The organism is Caballeronia sp. A2-2 (genome assembly GCF_057612605.2).
Map to the genome: position 1 here is coordinate 715,699 of NZ_CM172588.1, position 18,551 is coordinate 734,249.

General features: G+C 58.9%; 16 protein-coding genes. 14 read left to right on the forward strand and 2 right to left on the reverse strand.

Annotation, left to right across the window (positions count from 1 at the left end; genetic code table 11):
• Positions 1 to 61: 61 nt before the first annotated feature.
• Both ACZCWR_RS19610 and ACZCWR_RS19615 read left to right on the forward strand, forming a co-directional pair.
• Positions 62 to 583: a sigma-70 family RNA polymerase sigma factor gene (locus ACZCWR_RS19610; RefSeq protein ID WP_487304643.1), complete on the forward strand. Its 522-nt coding sequence runs from the start codon at positions 62 to 64 to the stop codon at positions 581 to 583.
• Positions 580 to 1,347 carry an anti-sigma factor family protein gene (locus ACZCWR_RS19615; protein WP_487304644.1) on the forward strand — a complete coding sequence of 256 codons (768 nt, stop codon included), beginning with the start codon at positions 580 to 582 and terminating at the stop codon, positions 1,345 to 1,347. Before ACZCWR_RS19610 ends, ACZCWR_RS19615 begins: the two co-directional genes overlap by 4 nt.
• An 881-nt stretch (positions 1,348 to 2,228) precedes the next feature.
• Here the strand turns inward: ACZCWR_RS19615 and ACZCWR_RS19620 are convergent.
• Together ACZCWR_RS19620 and ACZCWR_RS19625 are read right to left on the reverse strand one after the other, a co-directional pair.
• The gene (locus tag ACZCWR_RS19620; RefSeq protein WP_487304645.1) at positions 2,229 to 2,453 is read right to left on the reverse strand and encodes a hypothetical protein; all 225 of its coding nucleotides are present in this window, start codon (positions 2,451 to 2,453) and stop codon (positions 2,229 to 2,231) included.
• A gap of 305 nt (positions 2,454 to 2,758) precedes the next feature.
• Positions 2,759 to 3,181 (reverse strand): BspC domain-containing protein, encoded by a 423-nt coding sequence (locus tag ACZCWR_RS19625; RefSeq protein WP_487304646.1) that lies wholly within the window; start codon positions 3,179 to 3,181, stop codon positions 2,759 to 2,761.
• A gap of 145 nt (positions 3,182 to 3,326) precedes the next feature.
• Between ACZCWR_RS19625 and ACZCWR_RS19630 the strand changes: the two genes are divergently transcribed.
• The 12 genes from ACZCWR_RS19630 to flhC all read left to right on the forward strand — a co-directional run bounded on the left by ACZCWR_RS19630 (position 3,327) and on the right by flhC (position 18,532).
• Complete coding sequence (locus ACZCWR_RS19630) at positions 3,327 to 3,896, forward strand: putative glycolipid-binding domain-containing protein (protein ID WP_487304647.1); 570 nt, start codon at positions 3,327 to 3,329, stop codon at positions 3,894 to 3,896.
• A 49-nt stretch (positions 3,897 to 3,945) separates the two neighbouring features.
• The gene (gene selD / locus ACZCWR_RS19635; protein ID WP_487304648.1) at positions 3,946 to 5,004 is read left to right on the forward strand and encodes a selenide, water dikinase SelD; all 1,059 of its coding nucleotides are present in this window, start codon (positions 3,946 to 3,948) and stop codon (positions 5,002 to 5,004) included.
• 19 nt (positions 5,005 to 5,023) lie between these two features.
• Positions 5,024 to 5,953 (forward strand): cation diffusion facilitator family transporter, encoded by a 930-nt coding sequence (locus ACZCWR_RS19640; protein WP_487304649.1) that lies wholly within the window; start codon positions 5,024 to 5,026, stop codon positions 5,951 to 5,953.
• Positions 5,950 to 8,607 (forward strand): mechanosensitive ion channel domain-containing protein, encoded by a 2,658-nt coding sequence (locus ACZCWR_RS19645; RefSeq protein WP_487304650.1) that lies wholly within the window; start codon positions 5,950 to 5,952, stop codon positions 8,605 to 8,607. The genes ACZCWR_RS19640 and ACZCWR_RS19645 overlap by 4 nt, the downstream gene beginning before the upstream one ends.
• Positions 8,608 to 8,917: 310 nt before the next feature.
• Positions 8,918 to 10,840, forward strand: coding sequence for a type VI secretion system baseplate subunit TssF (gene tssF, locus ACZCWR_RS19650; protein WP_487304651.1), 1,923 nt, complete (start codon positions 8,918 to 8,920; stop codon positions 10,838 to 10,840).
• Positions 10,776 to 13,613, forward strand: a complete 2,838-nt coding sequence (locus tag ACZCWR_RS19655; RefSeq protein WP_487304652.1) for a type VI secretion system Vgr family protein — start codon at positions 10,776 to 10,778, stop codon at positions 13,611 to 13,613. The genes tssF and ACZCWR_RS19655 overlap by 65 nt, the downstream gene beginning before the upstream one ends.
• Complete coding sequence (locus ACZCWR_RS19660) at positions 13,597 to 14,595, forward strand: hypothetical protein (RefSeq protein WP_487304653.1); 999 nt, start codon at positions 13,597 to 13,599, stop codon at positions 14,593 to 14,595. Before ACZCWR_RS19655 ends, ACZCWR_RS19660 begins: the two co-directional genes overlap by 17 nt.
• Complete coding sequence (locus tag ACZCWR_RS19665; protein ID WP_487304654.1) at positions 14,567 to 15,148, forward strand: hypothetical protein; 582 nt, start codon at positions 14,567 to 14,569, stop codon at positions 15,146 to 15,148. The genes ACZCWR_RS19660 and ACZCWR_RS19665 overlap by 29 nt, the downstream gene beginning before the upstream one ends.
• A gap of 229 nt (positions 15,149 to 15,377) precedes the next feature.
• Entirely contained in the window at positions 15,378 to 15,629 is a 252-nt protein-coding gene (locus tag ACZCWR_RS19670) for a PAAR domain-containing protein (protein ID WP_487304655.1), read from the forward strand.
• A 294-nt stretch (positions 15,630 to 15,923) separates the two neighbouring features.
• Positions 15,924 to 16,997: a purine-nucleoside phosphorylase gene (locus tag ACZCWR_RS19675; protein WP_487304753.1), complete on the forward strand. Its 1,074-nt coding sequence runs from the start codon at positions 15,924 to 15,926 to the stop codon at positions 16,995 to 16,997.
• A gap of 513 nt (positions 16,998 to 17,510) precedes the next feature.
• The gene (gene flhD / locus ACZCWR_RS19680; protein ID WP_487304656.1) at positions 17,511 to 17,828 is read left to right on the forward strand and encodes a flagellar transcriptional regulator FlhD; all 318 of its coding nucleotides are present in this window, start codon (positions 17,511 to 17,513) and stop codon (positions 17,826 to 17,828) included.
• A gap of 26 nt (positions 17,829 to 17,854) precedes the next feature.
• A complete protein-coding gene (flhC, locus tag ACZCWR_RS19685) occupies positions 17,855 to 18,532 on the forward strand; it encodes a flagellar transcriptional regulator FlhC (protein ID WP_487304657.1) in 678 nt (225 codons plus the stop codon).
• The last annotated feature ends 19 nt before the right edge of the window (positions 18,533 to 18,551 follow it).

Sequence of the window (18,551 nt, forward strand, 5' to 3'; positions counted from 1 at the left end):
ATCCGCGAGCCGAAGAGTCTATGGATCAACGGACAAACATCATGATGCGAGCGCGGAAGTCGTGAGCTTCGAAGCCGACTTGCTCGCGCATCTGCCGCAATTGCGTCGTTACGCGCGCGCGCTGACGGGCGATCGCGCCTGGGCCGACGATCTCGTGCAGGACGCGACCGAACGCGCGCTCAATCGCGCGAAGTCGTTTCAGACCGGAACGAATCTGCGCGCGTGGCTGTTCACGATCATGCGCAATTTGTATATCGATCAGTTGCGCGGACGCCGCGACATCGCCGTGGACGATGAAACCGCGCCCTGGCGGCAGATGGCCGCGCCACGCGGCGAAGTGGACGGTCTCGTGTTGCGTGACGTGGAACGCGCGCTTTACTGCTTGCCCGTCGAGCAGCGTGAGGTGATGTTGCTGGTGTGCGTCGAGGAAATGAGTTATCAGGAGGCATCCGTGGTGCTGAACGTGCCGACCGGAACCGTCATGTCGCGCCTGTCGCGGGCGCGTGAGCACATGCGCGTTCTGCTCGGCGAGGATTCGACGAAGAAGCCGACGTCGACGCTGAAAGTAGTGAGCCGCACATGACGAATCCCGACCGTCCAACCGAGCACGAACGCGCGTTGCAGGCGCTGTCCGCTTACGTCGATGACGAATTGCACGGAGATGAGCGCGAGGCGGTGGCATCGCGCATCACGGGCGATCCGGCGAGCGAGGCGGCGGTGTCCGCGTATCGTGCGCAGGATAACGCGTTGCGTGCGCTGTTCGCCGATCAGGGGGAGCCGCAGGTGATAGTCATGCGGGCGCGCGCGAGAGACCGTTACTTGCTGGCTGCGTGTTTTCTGGTTGTGGGTGTGGCGTGTGGGTTTTTGATGCACATGCTGTTGCCCGCTTTAGGTAATCCTCAGCCGCGTTTCGCGGAACGTGCGGATATGGCTTATGCGGTGTTTGCGCCTGAGCAACGGCATGCTGTTGAGGTGAGCGCGTCGCAGCAGGATCATTTGGTGACTTGGTTGTCCAACCGACTCAAGCGCAGTGTGACGATTCCATCGTTGACGGAGTATGGCTTTCAACTTGTCGGCGGCAGGCTCTTGCCGGGCGAGGAAGGTCCGGCAGCGCAGTTCATGTATCAGAACGCGGCGGGCGAACGGCTCACGCTCTACATGACGACGGCCACGATCCGCCATGATGACTACAAGATCCGCTCGCTGCGCGAAGGGCCGCGGACGACGTATTACTGGGCGCTGGATCGGGTGGGTTATGCGCTTTCAGGCCAGATTGGGGATGCGAAGCTTCAGGCTATCGCTTATGACACGTGTAAGGAACTTGGGGGCGATCCGAAGAACTGGTAGATGGATTTTTAGCACGTGACCCGACAGTGTTTGTTTTTACTGTCGCTTGATTTTGTTGTTCTTGTCGTGCAAAGGGCTTCTGTTGTTTGGGCTTTTATTGCAGTAGCCGCCTCCCCGGCGGGGGGGTAACTTTCTTTGCTGCTGCAAAGAAAGTCACCAAAGAAAGCAGCTTTTTACCCCAGGCACGATGGCTGGAAAGTGTTGGTCTGGATTAAGCGATGCAGTGGCCGCAATAGGACGTTCAACGCATAACGAGCCGCTTAGGCAACCTCGCGATTTCACGCTCGAATATTCAAGTCTAAGTGGCCCGCAGTCATTCAATCGGCCATGCGCTTCGCGCGCCGAGAACGTAAGAACGGAATCCCGCAGCCTATAAGCGCCCAGCTACATCACGCTTCCCCGCAAGATTGCTATTCGGTCCTACCTTGGTTAGTGCTCCGACTAAAAGGTCTTGCGTTGGTGTGCGTTCTTTGCCCAGAAGCGCTTACCAAGGTAGGGCCGAATAACGACATAGCGGGGAGGTGTGCTGTGGCTGGGCGCTGATACGCTGCGGGATTCCGTTCTTACGTTCTCGGCGCGCGTAGCGCATGGCCGAATGAATGAATGCGGTCCACTTAGACTAGAGAGTTGGAGCGCGTAATCGCTAGGTTGCCTAAGCGACTCGTTACGCGTGGCAAGTCCTATTGCGGCCACTGTATCGGTTAATCCAGACCAACCCTCTCCAGCCATCGTGCATGGGGTAAAAAGCTGCTTTCTTTGGTGACTTTCTTTGCAGCAGCAAAGAAAGTTACCCCCCCGCCGGGGAGGCGGCTACTGCAATAAAAGCACAACCAACAGCAGCCCCTTGCACGAAAAAAAACAGCAGCATCGCCCAAATCAAATCAATACCGATGCGCAGCCCCCCCCTCCCGATGCGGATGCCGCCGCTCCCACTCCTCCCGCGCCCAGTACCGGTGCCCATCCCAATAACGATCCCCATGCCACCCAACAACCACCACCGCATGATGCGGCGCAGGCGCCTCATAAGCCGATGCCACGTTCATCAGCCCCATTCCCAGACTCGCTGCAAGCGATGCGATCAGCAGGCTCTTCTTCGTCTTGTTCATGATGTGTGCTCCCTCTTCGTATCAACGAACGCTTTAACGGTAGTAATCGTGATGGTGGTATCCGCCATCACCCGGCGGCACGATGATGCAGCCCGACAGCGCACTGCTGAGCAACGCGCCGAGTACCGCAAGTATCGCCAGCTTCTTCATGGGTTTTCTCCCTGTGAATCCATGAGAGCCAATGTAGCGGCTGGCAAAATGACAAGCCGTGATCGTTTGTAAGCAAACGTGAGGTGTGAAATATTTACGAAGGGGAAGCGTCGGCGCAAAAAGCCAAATCGTTCGGATGGCTGATTAAATCGAAATCAGCGGACGATCTGCGGCTTGTTGTTCGGCGTGAGGGACACGCCCACCACATGACCATCGCGCACGCCGCAACGGCTGTCCACGCGCGTCCATTTGGCCTTGCCGCGCGCCTTGGCGAACGCGCGCATCACGATCACCTGATCGACCGGAACAGGATTGCCGACGCTCAACACCGGCGTTTCGCTATCGATGGTGGCGGACAACACACGCCGGTCCGGCACGATCAACGCATCGTATTTCGGCGCGTCTTCCACCCAGCGATCGAACGCGGCGACGCATTGAACCACGGTGTCGGAAACATGCAGCCGAGTGAGATACGAATAGTCTTCCGGCACGTCCGGCGTCTCCTGAGCCAGAACGATCTGATGCATCGACGTCGACATCAGCAACGCGAGCAAGGCAGGGGCAAGGATTTTTTTCATTCGGTGGGATGGGGGCGGAGGGCATTTTCGAGATGACGCAAAAGTATATCGTGCGATGTTTCGCACCGTCGAGCGAAACGCCCCGAAAACGTCCTTCGCAACGCGGGGTATCCTTGCTCTTTGCATCGAAGAAAGAGGATGCGCGATGAAGACCGTGCGATGGTCGCAGGAAGACGGCACCGGACTGGAACATCTCGTCATGACGCTCGATGCACACGGCGCCGTGATCGAAAGCGCGGTGACGGGTGAAAGCGATGGCCAGACCTTCGGCCTGCTCTACCGCATCGAATGCGATGCCCAATGGCGCGCCACGCGCCTCGCGCTGAAACTGGCGGGCGGCGGTGCGCTCGATCTGCGTCGTGATGCGCCATGCGACGGCCCGCATCACGATCTCTGCGTCTGGACCGATGCCGATGGCACGCCGCGTCCCGAACTCGATGGCTGCATCGATATCGATCTGACTGCCACGCCGTTCACCAACACGCTGCCCATTCGCCGATTACGGCTGGAGCAGGACGAGCGGCATGTCATCCGCGTGGTGTATGTGAGCGTGCCGGACCTGAGCGTGAGCGCGGCGGAACAGGCTTATACGTGCATCGAGCCGCATCGGCGCTATCGTTACGAAGGGCTGGATTCGGGCTTCACCGCGCAGATCGAGGTCGATGCGGACGGGCTCGTGACCGCCTATCCGGGGCTGTTTCGGCGCGTGTCATGATCCAGCGGTGATAATGCCCTTCATCACCGCATAACCGAATGAAACCTAGATGAACGAATCCACTTCCCCACGCCTGACGAGCCTCTCACACGGCGGCGGCTGCGGCTGCAAGATCGCGCCCGGCGTGCTCGCCGATCTGCTCAGGCGCGCCACGCCGCTGCCTGCTTTCCCAAACTTGCTGGTAGGCAACGATACCGCCGACGATGCCGCCGTCTACAAACTCAACGACGAACAGGCCATCGTCGCGACGACGGACTTCTTCATGCCGATCGTCGATGATCCCTTCGACTTCGGACGCATCGCCGCGACCAATGCGCTTTCCGATGTCTACGCGATGGGCGGCAAACCCATCCTCGCGCTCGCGCTGGTCGGCATGCCGATCAACGTGTTGCCGCACGAAGTCATCGCGCAAGTGCTCAAGGGCGGTGAATCCGTGTGCGCGGAAGCGGGCATTCCGGTCGCGGGCGGGCATTCGATCGATTCCGTGGAGCCGATTTACGGGCTGGCGGCGCTCGGCATCGTGCATCCGTCGCGAGTGAAGCGCAATGCCGCCGCGCGCGCCGGCGATGTCCTCGTGCTCGGCAAGCCGCTCGGCGTGGGCGTGCTGTCGGCGGCGCTCAAGAAAGACAAGCTCGATGCACACGGTTACCGCGCGATGATCGACGCCACCACGAAACTCAATCGTCCCGGCGCGGATTTGGCGCAGCTCGACACCGTGCATGCGCTGACGGATGTGACCGGCTTCGGCCTGCTCGGCCACACGCTGGAACTCGCGCGCGGCGCGGGACTCACGGCGCGCATCCGTTACGCGGATTTGCCGTGGTTGCCGCACGTGCGCGAATTCGTGCGCGCGGGCATCTATACGGGCGCGTCCGGGCGGAACTGGGCGGCGTACGGCGCGGACATCGTATTGAACAATTCGATCGATGCCCCCATCGACGAGGCGCGCGCCTTGCTCACCGATCCGCAAACCTCGGGCGGACTGCTCGTGTCTTGCGCACCGGAAGCGGTCGATGACGTGCTCGCGATCTTCCGCGCGGACGGTTTCCACGACGCCGCCGTGATCGGCGAAATGAGCGATGGCGCGAGCCGCGTCGACGTGTCCTGATTCAATCTGCAAGGAACGCATGAACGAAGAATCACCGAAAGCCATTTTCTACGCGCTCGCCGCGAACGCGGGCATCGCCGTGTGTAAATTCGGCGCGGCCGCTTTCACCGGTTCCGGCTCGATGTTCGCCGAGGCCATCCATTCGACGGCCGATTGCGGCAATCAGTTGTTGCTGCTGTTCGGGCTGAAGCGCGCGCAGGCACCGGCGGACGCGCTGCATCCGCTCGGTTCGGGGCGCGAGATTTATTTCTATGCGCTGATCGTCGCGTTGCTGCTGTTCTTCGTCGGCGGAGCGTTTTCGGTGTACGAAGGCTCGCATCGGTTGATGCATCAGGAACCGTTGTCCAATCCGGTCGTCGCGCTGGTGATACTCGGCATTTCGGTCGTGCTGGAAGCGTTTTCGCTTGCTGGTGCAATACGCGAAATCCGCAAGGGCGCGCCGAATAAAAGCTTGTGGCGATGGTTCCGCGAGACGCGCGAATCCGAATTGCTCGTCGTCGCCGGTGAGGATGTCGCGGCGTTGCTGGGCTTGGCCATCGCGTTCGCGGCGGTGCTCGCGACCATGCTCACGGGCAATCCCGCTTACGATGCGGCGGGTTCCATCGGCGTGGGCGTATTGTTGATGGTGATCGCGTTTCTGGTCGCGCGCGAAGTGAAGTCGATGATCGTCGGGGAATCGGCCAGTCCCGAAGTGCGACGCGCGATCGAAGCGCATTTGCGCGCGCGTGGCGAGATCACGCGCATCATGAGTCTCATCACGCTGCAGTGGGGAAAACATGTGGTCGTCGCGGTGCAGGCCGAGATGATCGATTACGCCAGCGGCCGCGCGATGATCGACGCGATCAACGTCATCGAAGAAGACTTGCAGCAAGCATTTCCGCAAGTGCGCTGGGTCTTCTTCGAACCCGATGTCGCGCGCGGCGCGAGCAAGCCCGCCGAAGCTGCGTGATTTTCACCTTCGATCGTTTCGATGAGCGCCGCGTGCGCTCGTCGAACATCCGTCATTCCGTGATCTTCATCCGAGTCATGCGCAAATACTTCCTCGTTTTTTCGTTCGCTGTCCTGTCGGGCATGCTCTCGATGCTTCCCGGCGCTGCGTTCGCCGCGACGGCGGCATCGAAGCCCGCCTCGCAAAATGCCATCGCGCTCACGCCGCAACAGGCGCGCGATGCGCTCAACGTGCTCAACGATCCGCAAAAGCGCGCGCAAGTGTCGGATACGTTGCGCGCCGTCGCGGCGGCGGGCGTGCTCGCTGAGCCTGCGACGGCTGCGAGCGCTTCGGCGGCGGCTTCGTCTGGCGCGGCCACGGCGTCGGGTGCATCGAGCGTGCTGGCCAAATCGCTGACGGCGAACGGGCTGGCATCGCAAGTATCGAGGCAGGCGGGCAACTGGCTCGCGAACTTCGGGCGCGATGTGCGGGCATCGATTGCAGCGCTGCTCAACGGCCGCTCGGTCGCAACGTGGTGGCACGACCGCACGGCGACGCCCGCCGCGCGGGAAGTGCTCGAACACGTGCTTTGGACCGTGCTGCTTTCGCTCGTGCCCGCGTTCATCCTCGAATATGTGTTTTCGCGCCTGATGCGCAAGCCGCGTATGAAGATCGCGGCGCGCGGGGTCGAAGATACCGATGTGACGGAACCGGACCTCAAGCGCCAGGAACACGCCGCCGTGCGCGCCGAACAAGCGGCCGAACGTACCGGCGACGAAGCCGCCGTGCACGTCGCGGAGCGCAAGGTGGAAACGGCCAAGGGGCAGCGTCACGCGGCGCGGCACTGGACCTTGCTGCAACGTCTGCCGCACGCGCTCTTGTATCTCGTGCTCAAGATCGTGCCGCTCGGCGTGTTCATCGGCGTGGTGACGTTGCTGACTTCCGTCGTGATGGACGACAACACGACCGAGGCGCGCGTGGCGGGCGCGATCATCGACGTGTACTTGATTTGCCGCGTCATCATGATCGTGAGCGGGCTGTTTCTCGCGCCGCACGCAAGAGGGCTGCGCCTCATTCAGATGCGCGACGAAACCGCGATGTACATGTATCGGCGCCTGCGCAGCATGGTGATCGTCGCGGGCTTCGGCATTGCGATCGCGAACGGTTGCGAGCCGCTCGGTCTGTCCGATGCCGCGCGCATCGCCATTCTTAAAATCGTCACGCTGGATATTCACGTGATGCTCGCCTACACCATCTTCGAATGCCGCACGCCCGTGGCCGAACGCATTCGCGCGCGGCTGCACGCGCACCGTTCGACGGCCTATGTCGGAAGCTGGATCGCGGATGTCTGGGCGGGCGTCGCGATCTTCTTCGTGATGGCGCTGTGGTTCGTCTGGGCGCTCGATGTGCAGAACGGCTATCGCACGCTGTTTCATCTCGGCGGCGTGTCGCTGCTCGTGCTGGTGGGCGCGAGGATCGCCGCGATCGTCACGTTCGGCGCGCTGGGCCGCATCTTCAACGAGAACGACGACGATGAAACGGTGGCCGGGCGCTCCGTGGCGCATCGGCATGCTTACCGGTATTACCCGCTTCTGCGGCGCGTCGTGCAAATCGTGATCGCCGTGCTGACGATGATCGCGCTGCTCGAAGTCTGGGGCGTCCACATCGTGCATTTCTTCACGTCGGGCGGGGTGGGCAACCGCATTGCGTCGGCGCTCGTGACGATCGCGGTGGCGGCGGTGTTCGCCGTGCTCGTGTGGGAGACCGCGAACATCATGGTCGAGAGCCGGCTGGAAGAGTGGACCGCGAGCGGCGACCGCGTGCGCGCCGCCCGCCTGCGCACGCTCTTGCCGATGATGCGTACCTCGCTGATGGTCGTCATCGGCATTGTGGTGTTGCTCACGGGCTTGTCGGAGATCGGGGTGAATACCGCGCCCTTGCTGGCGAGCGCGAGCATCTTCGGCGTGGCGCTCGGGTTCGGCTCGCAAAAGCTGGTGCAGGATTTCATCACCGGCATTTTCCTGCTGATGGAAAACGCCATGCAGGTGGGCGACTGGGTGACGGTGTCGGGCGTGTCGGGCACGGTGGAATATCTGTCGATTCGCACGGTGCGGCTGCGCGGCGGCGACGGCTCGCTCTACACGGTGCCGTTCAGTTCGGTGACGACGGTGAACAACACGAATCGCGGTATCGGCAATGCGGCGGTGCGCGTGTCGATCGCGCTCGGTCAGGACGTGGATCTCGCCATCTCGACGCTCAAGAGCATCGGCGCGGCCCTGCGTCAGGACGATGCCTTCCGCGACGGCATACTCTCCGACTTCAGCTTCTGGGGCGTCGACGCGGTGGACGGCTCGACCGTCACGCTCGCCGGACAGATTCAATGCCGCGACAGCACGCGCTGGCCGGTGCAGCGCGAGTTCAACCGGCGCATCCTCAATGAGTTCACGGAGAAGGGTATCGAGATTGCGAATCCGCAGCGCAACTTCGTGATCGTAGATGGTGGGAATGAGCGTGTGGCTGAATCTGCGCAAGCGTTGAAGGCGCAGAGCGAGGTGACGGGCGCGGATCAGCGCGGGGAGCCGTCGAAGGCGGCGCAGCATCCGACCGGCGAGGCGGGGCAAGGGCCGAACGTGGCGGCGAATACGCCGCCGCCGAGGGCGTCGCAGGGGTCGTAAGCAATTCGAAATAACATTGAAGGTCTTAGCGCGATCGGTCTGTACAGATTGATTGCTCAAAGGCAATAAAACCACGCTCAATATCAACTTAGGTCAAGTATCTGATCGGTATGTTGCTTTGCATACCTGCCTTTAAGAGCGCTCCTATGCGAGCTTATTGAGGGTCTGACTGATAATTTCCTCCACGAAATTCTCAGCAATTCAGGCATGCAGATCAACCATCTAGCGCTTGTGTATTCCACACAGAAACCTACGGTCCAAGCGGCCGTAGGCATGCGCGATTACTCCTGCCTCGCCTGACGTGAATCAAATGGATCCGCGTCTGCTCGACATTTACCTAAGCGAACTGCGCTTCATGCAGGCTTCGGCCGAGGAGTTTGCCCGCGATCATCCCAAGATCGCAGCGAGGCTTGGCATGATCTCGGGCAGCGTTGGCGATCCCTACGTCAATCGCCTGCTCGAATCAGCCTCGTTCGTGAACGCGCGCACGCAAATGCGTTTCGACGACGCGTTCCGGCAAATGACCGAGCCGCTTTTGTCGTCGGTCTATCCGAACTATTTGTCTCCAACGCCTTCGATTTCCATCGCGCGTTTTTTTCCCGATGGGAAAGCCCACGCCTTGAAGACGGGCTATACCGTCAAACGCGGCGCGAAACTGGCATCCACGAACCTGCCCGATGGCGAGCAAACGCCTTGCACCTTCCGCACGACGCAGGACGTGGCGTTGTATCCAATCACTCTGATCGACGCGCGGCTGACTCAAGTTCCGCCTGATATTCAGCGACAAAGCCGGTACGTTCCCCCGGAGCGTCGTTTGCAAGGCGCGTTGCGCCTACGTTTGCGAACGATTGATGACACTCCCTTCTCTTCGCTGCAGGGACTGGACCGTTTGCAGATCTATCTTTCGGGAGACGAACGCATTGCCTCCCACCTGCACGAACTCATTCATACGGGCGCAGTGGTTTCTATCGTCGGAGAGCCGGGGCGTTTGGGCGAGGCGGACTACTCGCCGCAAGTGGTGACGTCCAATGCCGTCGTACAGGACGGGCTCGGACCCGACGACGCGGTCTTGCCGCTTGTTGCGGCCAAGTTTCTCGGCCACAACCTTATGCACGAGTATTTCGCGTGCCCAAGCCGTTTCTATTTCTTCACGTTGACTGGATTAAAGGCAGGTTTCGCGCGTATTCACGGGTGCGAAGCCGAGATCGTCGTTCTGTTGGACCAGCCCACCAGCAAACTGGCCGAATACGTAGATGCAAGTCAATTCGCTCTTTTCTGCGTACCGGTGGTAAATCTCTTCAAAACGCGGACCACACCGATGCAGGTGGAAGAGGGCGGGACGCCCATGCGTCTGGTGCCGTTCGAGAAGCAGCCGCTCGACTACGAAGTACATTCCGTGGACATGACCATCGGTCAGGTCGACGTCGAAGAGGACTCTGAAGAACTGCTTTTTCACCCGCTCCATCGAGCCATGCTGCACGACGAAGAGAATCACGGGCGCTATTTCACGGTGCGCCATGAGCAGTCCGTGTCAAATGCGAAAGGCCGGTTCTATGGAACGCGCGCGCCGTATGTGAAAACCGATGCGCTCCTTTCGCTCGTCGGACGCGACGGGCTGCCTTACATGCAAGCGAACCCGGTTGAAGGCATTCGAATCAACTATCTGTCCGTCGATGCGTGGCTGACCAACCGCGATCTTCCGAGCGTCTTGAGCTGTGACGGCGTGCAAGATCTCACGATGCCCGGCTCGGCACCGCTCGCCAGCGTCGGTCTGGTACGCACGCCAAGCCGTGCAAGACCGCCGCTCGCCTCGGGCATCAAAGCATGGCAGTTGTTCGCGCAACTCAATATTCAACTAGCAGACTTCGACGACAGTTACGACGAACCCAATCCCGGTGAGGGTCTGCGCAGCCTGCTACGACTCTATCTGTCCGAAGACATGCCTGCTGCGCTCTCAAGGCAGGTTGAAAGCATCATTAGCGCCACGCTCACTCCGGTCTATTGCGTCGTACGACAGAACGTTCCGCCGATGGTGCGCGCACTTGAATGTGCGGTCACCGTGGACGAAGACGGCCTCGACGGTGTCAGTCCATATGCGCTGGGTCTCGTTCTCGAACACTACTTCGCGCGACACGCGTCGGCCCACGCGTTCACCCGGACCAAACTGCATGTCAAGCAACGTGGCTGCATTGCGGAATGGGCGCCGCGTCGTGGCACGCGTGGCGTTGCTTGAACAGGGCAAGCAACTGACTTCAGCATTTCCGTGCTCGGCGGCCGCCACGAACTTAATGAACAATAGACAGGGATCACAATCGATGTTCAGCCTATTACAGAGCCGCACGCTAAAGGTAACGTGCAAGGCGCTGCCTACCTGGGGCGGTCAAGACGTGCTGGTCGCCCAAAGCGTCACCGGCACAGAAGCGCTCGGCGAGCTATTCGAATACAAGCTGGAACTGGCTTCACTCGTCAGCCCCACGTTCCACGTTTACAAAACGCGCGAACTGATCAAACCGGATGAACTGATCGGCAAATGCATCGAAATCTCTATCGAATTCGAGGGCAAGGGCACCTTCGTCCCCGGCTTGCCCGGCAATCTAGGTGCGGGCAACGTCGGCGCGGGCATACGCACGATTGAAGGCATCATCATGGAAGTCCAGCAAACAGGCAACGACGAGCGGCGTGCGCATTACCGGTTCACCGTCAGGCCCTGGCTTTGGCTTGCGACGCAGAACCGTGATAACCGAGTTTTTCAAGACATGAGCGTTTTGGAGATCACGGAAAACGTGCTCAATGGCGGAAACTACAAGTTCCCCTTGGAGTTGCGGCTGGCCGCGGTAGCGCTCAACAATAACGTCTTTCCGAAACGCGACTTTATCCGGCAATTCTGGCAGAGCGATTACGAATTTTTAAGCCAGATTTGGAGCGAGTGGGGAATCTACTACCATTTCGATGGCATGACGTTGGTCCTGTGCGATTCGCCCGGTTCGCACAAAAAGCACGGCAACGCTTACGACACTATTCTTTATCATCCGTCCGGGAACGGACGCATTGACGAAGAGCATATTCACAGCCTGCGCGTGTCGCGTCAGATCACGGCGGGCGACGTCACGCTCAACGACTACGACTACACACAGTCGAACGGCACGTTCCTTGTGAACCAGTACCGTCACAGCAAATCCGCGCGCGATAACATCGAGCAGTATCACTGGGGCGACTATACGCAGCCGCTGGCCGGAGCGATGGGTTTGTCGGGTCGGCCGAACGATCTGCACAACGAGGGCGACTACCTTGCCTGGGTGCGCGTTGAGGCGCTACGTTGTGAAGGCTTGCGAGCCCACGGCGCCGGAAACTTGCGCGGAATGAAGACAGGGCGGACGTTCCGGATGGAAGGTCATCCTCAGAAAGAGATCAACCAAAAGTATCTGGTGGTGTCGACCTCGATCGATGTGCGGAATCCCGACGAATTGACGGTGTCGACGGGCGGCGACGCGCTTTACCACTGCAAGATCGAGTTCGTAGTGCAACCAGGCAATGCATTCTTCAAGATCATGCCGAAGCGGAAACCGCGTGCGCATCCGGAGACAGCGGTGGTGACGGGTCCGCCGAACGAGCCTTTGTGGCTTGACGCGTACGGGCGCATTCGATGCCAATTCAAATGGGACAGGCTCGGCAAGAAGGACCAAAACTCGAGTTGCTGGATTCGGGTGTCGCTGCCGTGGCACGGCGGACCGCATAGCTTCGTCGCGGTGCCCCGTGTCGGCGATGAAATCACCATCGGCTATCACGAAGGCGATCCGGACAAGCCGTTCGTCCTGTCGAGCAAGGTAAATCAGTTCAACCCACCGCCGTTCGATCTGCCGAAGAACATGGCGCTCACAGGGTTGGTGAGTCACGCATTGGAAGGGCAAGGCCACAACTATCTGGTAACGGACGATACGCCCCGCAAGCAACAAGTGCAGGTGGCCAGCGATCAGGCTAATTCGCGTCTCGTACTCGGGTACAACACGCGCATCGTGTATGGCAACGGGCGTCAACAGGCACGCGGGTTGGGATGGGAGCTAGCGACCGACGCGTGGGGTGTACTTCGGGCGAATAAGGGCATGCTGATTTCGACCGAAGCACGCAGCGGTGCGAGCGCGCCCGTGAAAGATATGGGCGAGACGGTCGCGCGGCTCACGCAGGCGCGCGGGCAGCACGAGGAACTGACGAGCCTTGCGCAGCGGCATGAGGCACAGACGACCGAAGCAAGCCAGTCTGACGTCGTACGGACAATCAAAGCGCAGAACGAAGCAATCAAAGGCGGCCCGAAAACGCCCGATGACCCGTCGCCGGAGATGACGCGGCCCGACCTCGTATTGACAAGCAGTGCGGGCATCGCCACTACCGCCGCCGAAAGCACGCATCAGGTGAGCGGTCAGGACTTTGCCGTGACGGCTGGACGCGACATGAGCGTGTCACTCGGACGATCGCTGTTGGCATCGGTGCGGGGGGCAATCTCGCTGTTCGCGTATCAATTGGGACTGAAACTCATCGCGGCGAAGGGACGCGTCGAGATTCAGGCGCAAAGCGATCAGATGGCGCTTGCGGCGTTGAAAGACATCACGATCAGCAGTGCGGACGGGAGGATTGTGTTGACGGCGTCCAAGGAAATCTGGATCGGGGCGGGCGGCTCTTACATCCAAATCAACGGCAGCGGAATTATCAATGGTTCGCCGGGAGCGATCTTGGAGAAAGGGGCGACGTGGGGGAAGATCGACGCCGACTCCAGGCGCTTACAGACGCCGACCCTCCCAAACGACAATGTCTATCACGAGCAATTTCATTTGCTCGACGAAGACGGCGAAACGCCTTTGGCGCGTCGATATTACGAAATTCACAGCGAGTCGGGAAAAATATGGTCCGGCTATTCGGACAACCATGGTTTGACTGAGCGTGTTTATACCGATGTGCCAGAAGAATTAACAATTGTGATTGAACCAAAGGAAAAAAATGTCGGGGCATCATAAATCTCACCATCGCGCCAAACCAGGAAAAACCAACGGTAACGCCGACTCGTTGGTTAAAGTAGTTGTCACGACCGATTCGGGAGAATGGGTAAGACCGAATGCAGGAGATAAATTTTATGTCGACGAAGATGCTACTTTTCCAGACATATCTTTTGAATTCAAATCCGATGTGGCGGCGCCATATCAATGGGATTGGAAAATCGAATGGAATGCGCACGTTAGTGGTTTGAAAGAACGCGTTCGCAGCGGTAGAAAATTGAAAACATTCACTGAAACCGGAAGTCTCTCATCAAGCGACAAGGTGTGGAAAGCAAATCTCAATTCGAAGATTCTCGGTGGAAAACTTGTTGTCACTGTAAAGGCCGGCGACGAGACTTACAAACGAACTGTCGTAGTTCTTGGCAAGAATCCAAATGAAGACCAAGTGAAGAGCTTTCTTGCTGGAATTCAGAACGTTACCGGTTTCGATAAATTACTCGCGCAGGAAAGCTGCTTCAAAAACTTCATCAACGCCGACAGTGAACCTGTGGTGGCCGGCGACGCAGGGTACGGGATGACTCAGTTGACCCATCCATCGCCAACCTATGAGCAAGCTTGGAATTGGAAGGCGAATGTTCGCGGTGGGGCTGCTTTGTATCAACAAAAACAAGCAAGCGCTAAAGCATATCTTGGGCAGAACGGTCGGCATTATACCGACGATCAACTGGCGCACGAAACCATCAGTCGATGGAACGGCGGTAGTTATCATACGTGGGACGAACACAGTCAGACGTGGGTAAGGACGCCGGACATGCTGTGTGACCCTCAGACCGGTAATATGGGCTGGAACACTTCAGTTGCCGAAAATCAAGGCAAAACGGTTGACCAATTGCACACCCGTGACAAGGACGAATATCCGAAAATGCAAAAAGGTCAAACTGAGAGCCACCCTTGGAAGTACAGTGGAGTTTGTTATGCCGATCACGTCGAAGGCCGTGAGTAAGTTGTTCTTTTTCTTGTTTGCGCTCCTCGCGCTAACCAATGACTCCTCTGCCGATCAATCCTTACCAGACGGCGTATCGACGTTAGGCGGAAAGAAAATTATCTTTGATGGCGGAAAGTTTTATTCTCAGGTTGCTGGAAAAAAGACTCTTATTCAAATACCAATTCAATTAAAGCGAGCGTTGCGCTCGTCGTCGGGGGTCATTTTCCCTGAAGCGTCGGCACGTCGATCAGGCGACAATAATCTCATCCTGATTGTAGTATTGTCCCCTTCGTCAACATCTCCAACGGGATATTGCGGCGCGGGGACAGAAGATCTTCTGTACGCACTGGAATTGGAGGGGGGAAGAGCGAAGATTTCGTTTTCGGAAAAAGTAAGCAGTTGCCTTGAGAATATTGAACTAACGGACGACGGACAAGGGTCAGCCTTTAAATCTATAAAGTGGGCAAACGGCTCGACAGATATCGTTGTTTCATGGGCAAGAGATTCAAACGGAAAAAGCAGCATTCATATCTATCGACGACTTGATGGTCGCTATGTACGAACGAATTGAGAGTGACTTACAAATTCGATGTTCAAAAGGTTTCGGCGTTTGTTGTGAGAAAGGGTTATTTAACGAAAGGAAATGGAGTGCTCGTGCTGAAGACCCGTCAACAGTTCTCTTTCGTGCGCTTCTACAATCCGTACGATAACGCCGATCCCGCGAATCAAATTACAACGGGTTGGGTCCACACCGCTGACCTCGTAGACCCGTTTCCACCGACTCACTCAATGCCAAAGCAATGATCGATTTGATCCGCCTTGCCGATGCTACCGATCACGGCGGCATCGTCATCACCGCTTCACCGACAATGGAATTCGACGGTCGCCGGGTGGCTCGCAAGGGCGACGAAGTGACTTGTCCGCTGCATCCCGAAGTCAAGCCCAATCTCATCATCGAGGGCGACGCGACGATCACAGACCACGGGGTGCCAGTGGCACGTCACAACCATCACGCGACATGCGGCTGCCGCCTGATCTCTAGTCTCATATAGCGGTAGCGCACAAAATAAGGATCGAAGCGACGACACTTGCTTGCTGAACGCTAAAGCTGGTATCCACGTGAGCTTGGTGGGGCGTCACGCGTGTTAAGGCTTAAGGGTTACACATCCTTTCGATTGTTATTGACGCTTCTATAATCCACCGGGCTGGCCGCGTCTGTTCTTACGTTCATCGAAACGAGAACGAACGCGGCTTTTCTTCGAAGTTCGAACCTTACGAGGATCACGCCCGCCATGAAAAAAGCTGCCGCGTCACGATCGAACGGGTCCCCACGCTTCATGAAAAAGATGGTCTGCGCGAGCGTGCTCGCAGCGGGCCTCACCGCGCTGCCGGCGTTCACCGGCTGCGCCTTCGCACAGGACGACGACTCCGCCCGCGGCTGGCACGGCGGCGGAGGCGACGGCGGCGGTGGCCGCGACGTCAAGGTCATGATCATCTCGATGTTCGGCCCCGAAGGCCAGGTCTGGCTCAACAATCTCGGGCCGTGGAAGGCGATCAAGGTGCCGGGCCTGTCGCCGGATTACCCGGAAGTCCACTGCAATCGCGACGATGTGTGCGTCATCACCACGGGCATGGGCCATACGAACGCGGCTGCATCGATCATGGCGCTCACGTTCTCCGACCAGTTCGATCTGCGCAGGACGTATTTCCTGATCGCGGGCATCGCGGGCATCGACCCGGCGCGTGGCACGCTCGGTTCCGCCGCGTGGGCGAAGTATCTGGTGGACTTCGGTATCCAATGGGAACTGGACGCGCGCGAGAAGCCGTCCGACTGGCCGAGCGGCTTTACCGGCATCAACACGACCGGACCGACGCAGAAGCCGCCGCTCGACTATCGCACGGAGGTGTTCGCGCTCAATGCGTCGCTGGCCAACGCGGCGTATGCGCTTTCGCGCAAGGTCACGCTGTCCGACAGCGACGATGCCAAGAAAGCCCGCGCGAAATTCGGTTATGCGCCGGCCAATCAGCCGCCTTCGGTGATCCAGTGCGACACGCTCGCGGGCGATACGTGGTGGTCGGGGAAGTACATCGGCGAGCGGGCGCGTTACTGGACCAAGCTGCTCACTGACGGGCAGGGCGTGTACTGCACGACCCAGCAGGAGGACAACGCCACTTACGAGGCGCTCAAGCGCGCGGCGAGCATCGGAAAGGTGGATTTGTCGCGGCTCGCCGTGCTGCGCGCCGGTTCGGATTTCGACCGGCCGTACGAAGGACAGACCGCTTCAGACAATCTGCTGAACTATTCGACGCAGGGAGGTTTTGCTCCCGCCATCCAGAATTTGTATCTGACCGGGAATCCTTTCGTGCAGGAAATCGTGTCGCACTGGGGCGCATGGCGCAAAGGTGTGCCGCAGCATTGACGCCAGCCGCAACAGTCGATTCTGCATACTTGTTACGACGGACACGCATTTTTTACTCCATATGCCGCGAATCGGTAAAAATAGCCGACGCGGCTTCTCCTCCGCTTTTTACCTCCCATCCGTCATCTCAATAAACGGCGTTTCGCTGTCAACCTGACAGCGGGATGCCCCGTTATCTCGGGCATCGGGCGATTTCTATTACAAAATTAAAGCCCGTCTCATTAAGTGCCGACAACATGGAAACGCCTCAAACCACACGGTCGTTTTTGCAGCTTTTCGTAGGTCGCACAAATTACCGATGCCAAGTGTTGTTTGCAACAAAATATTATTAAGACACTCTTGCTTTCGCTTCAGAGCTTTCTTAGAATCCGTTTCACAGTGGTGTTACAAGATGTAACGCCCTGAAACAAAAAGCACAGCAGGACGTAGCCGGGCAGAACAGCGTCTGGTGAGGCACAAAAAATATCGGCACAAGCCGGCAAGCAATTCGGGGATTTACTGGAAGTTGCAACCATGAATGGTCGCGAAACGTTGGAATCGATCCGGGAAATCAACTTGTCGTATCTCATGCTCGCGCAGCGTCTCTTGCGCGAGGACCGCGCCATCGGCATGTTCCGGCTCGGTCTTTCGGCGGAACTGGCGGATCTGCTCTCCGGGCTCACGCTCGCGCAGGTCGTGAAGCTGGCTTCGGCGGACAACCTGCTGTGCGCTTTTCGCTTCAATGATCACTCGATGCTGTCGGCCCTGACGCAACCCGCGAAGAATGCGGAAATCGCGCCGACGCACGCAGCCATCCTGCTGGCTGGCCAGCCGGCTGAACAGTTCGCGTAAATCCCCTCAGAGAGACGGAGCGAGCCATGCTGAAAAAGAGCCTCACCGAAGACGCCCAGGAAGTGTTCCGCGCCATCGCGCTGATCGAACTCGGGGCGCGCATGCAAGTGCTTGAGAGCGAACTCACGCTCTCGCGCGATCGCATGATCCGTCTCTATCGCGAAGTGAAGGGCATGTCGCCGCCCAAAGGCATGCTGCCGTTCTCGGCGGACTGGTACATGACGTGGCTGGCGAACATCCACGCATCGCTCTTCTATAACACCTATACGTTTCTGCGCAAGGAAGCGGGCTGCTCGCACCTCGATGCGCTGACCAAGGGTTACCGCCTGTACGTCGAGCACTGCAACAGCAGCGGCGCGGAAGCGGTACTCGACCTGACTCGCGCCTGGACCCTCGTGCGTTTCTTCGATGCCGGCATGCTGCAGATGACGTCCTGCTGCCGCTGCACCGGAAAGTTCGTCGCGCACAAGCATGATTTGCAGAACAACGTGGTGTGCGGGGCCTGCCAGCCGCCGTCACGCGCGGGGAAGACCAAGAAAGCGGCGGCCGCCAGACAGGCGAGTCAAGAAGCCGTTCTGGAGGTGGTATCCATCAAGAACGAAGCGCCCCATCTGCCGGACGAAGATCTCCTGCAAGAAGCGACGCTCGCCAACGTAGCGGCTTTACAGTCGCAACGGCCAAGCCTGGTCGCACAGGCTGCTTAGGCGGTAGCGGCGCCGGAGT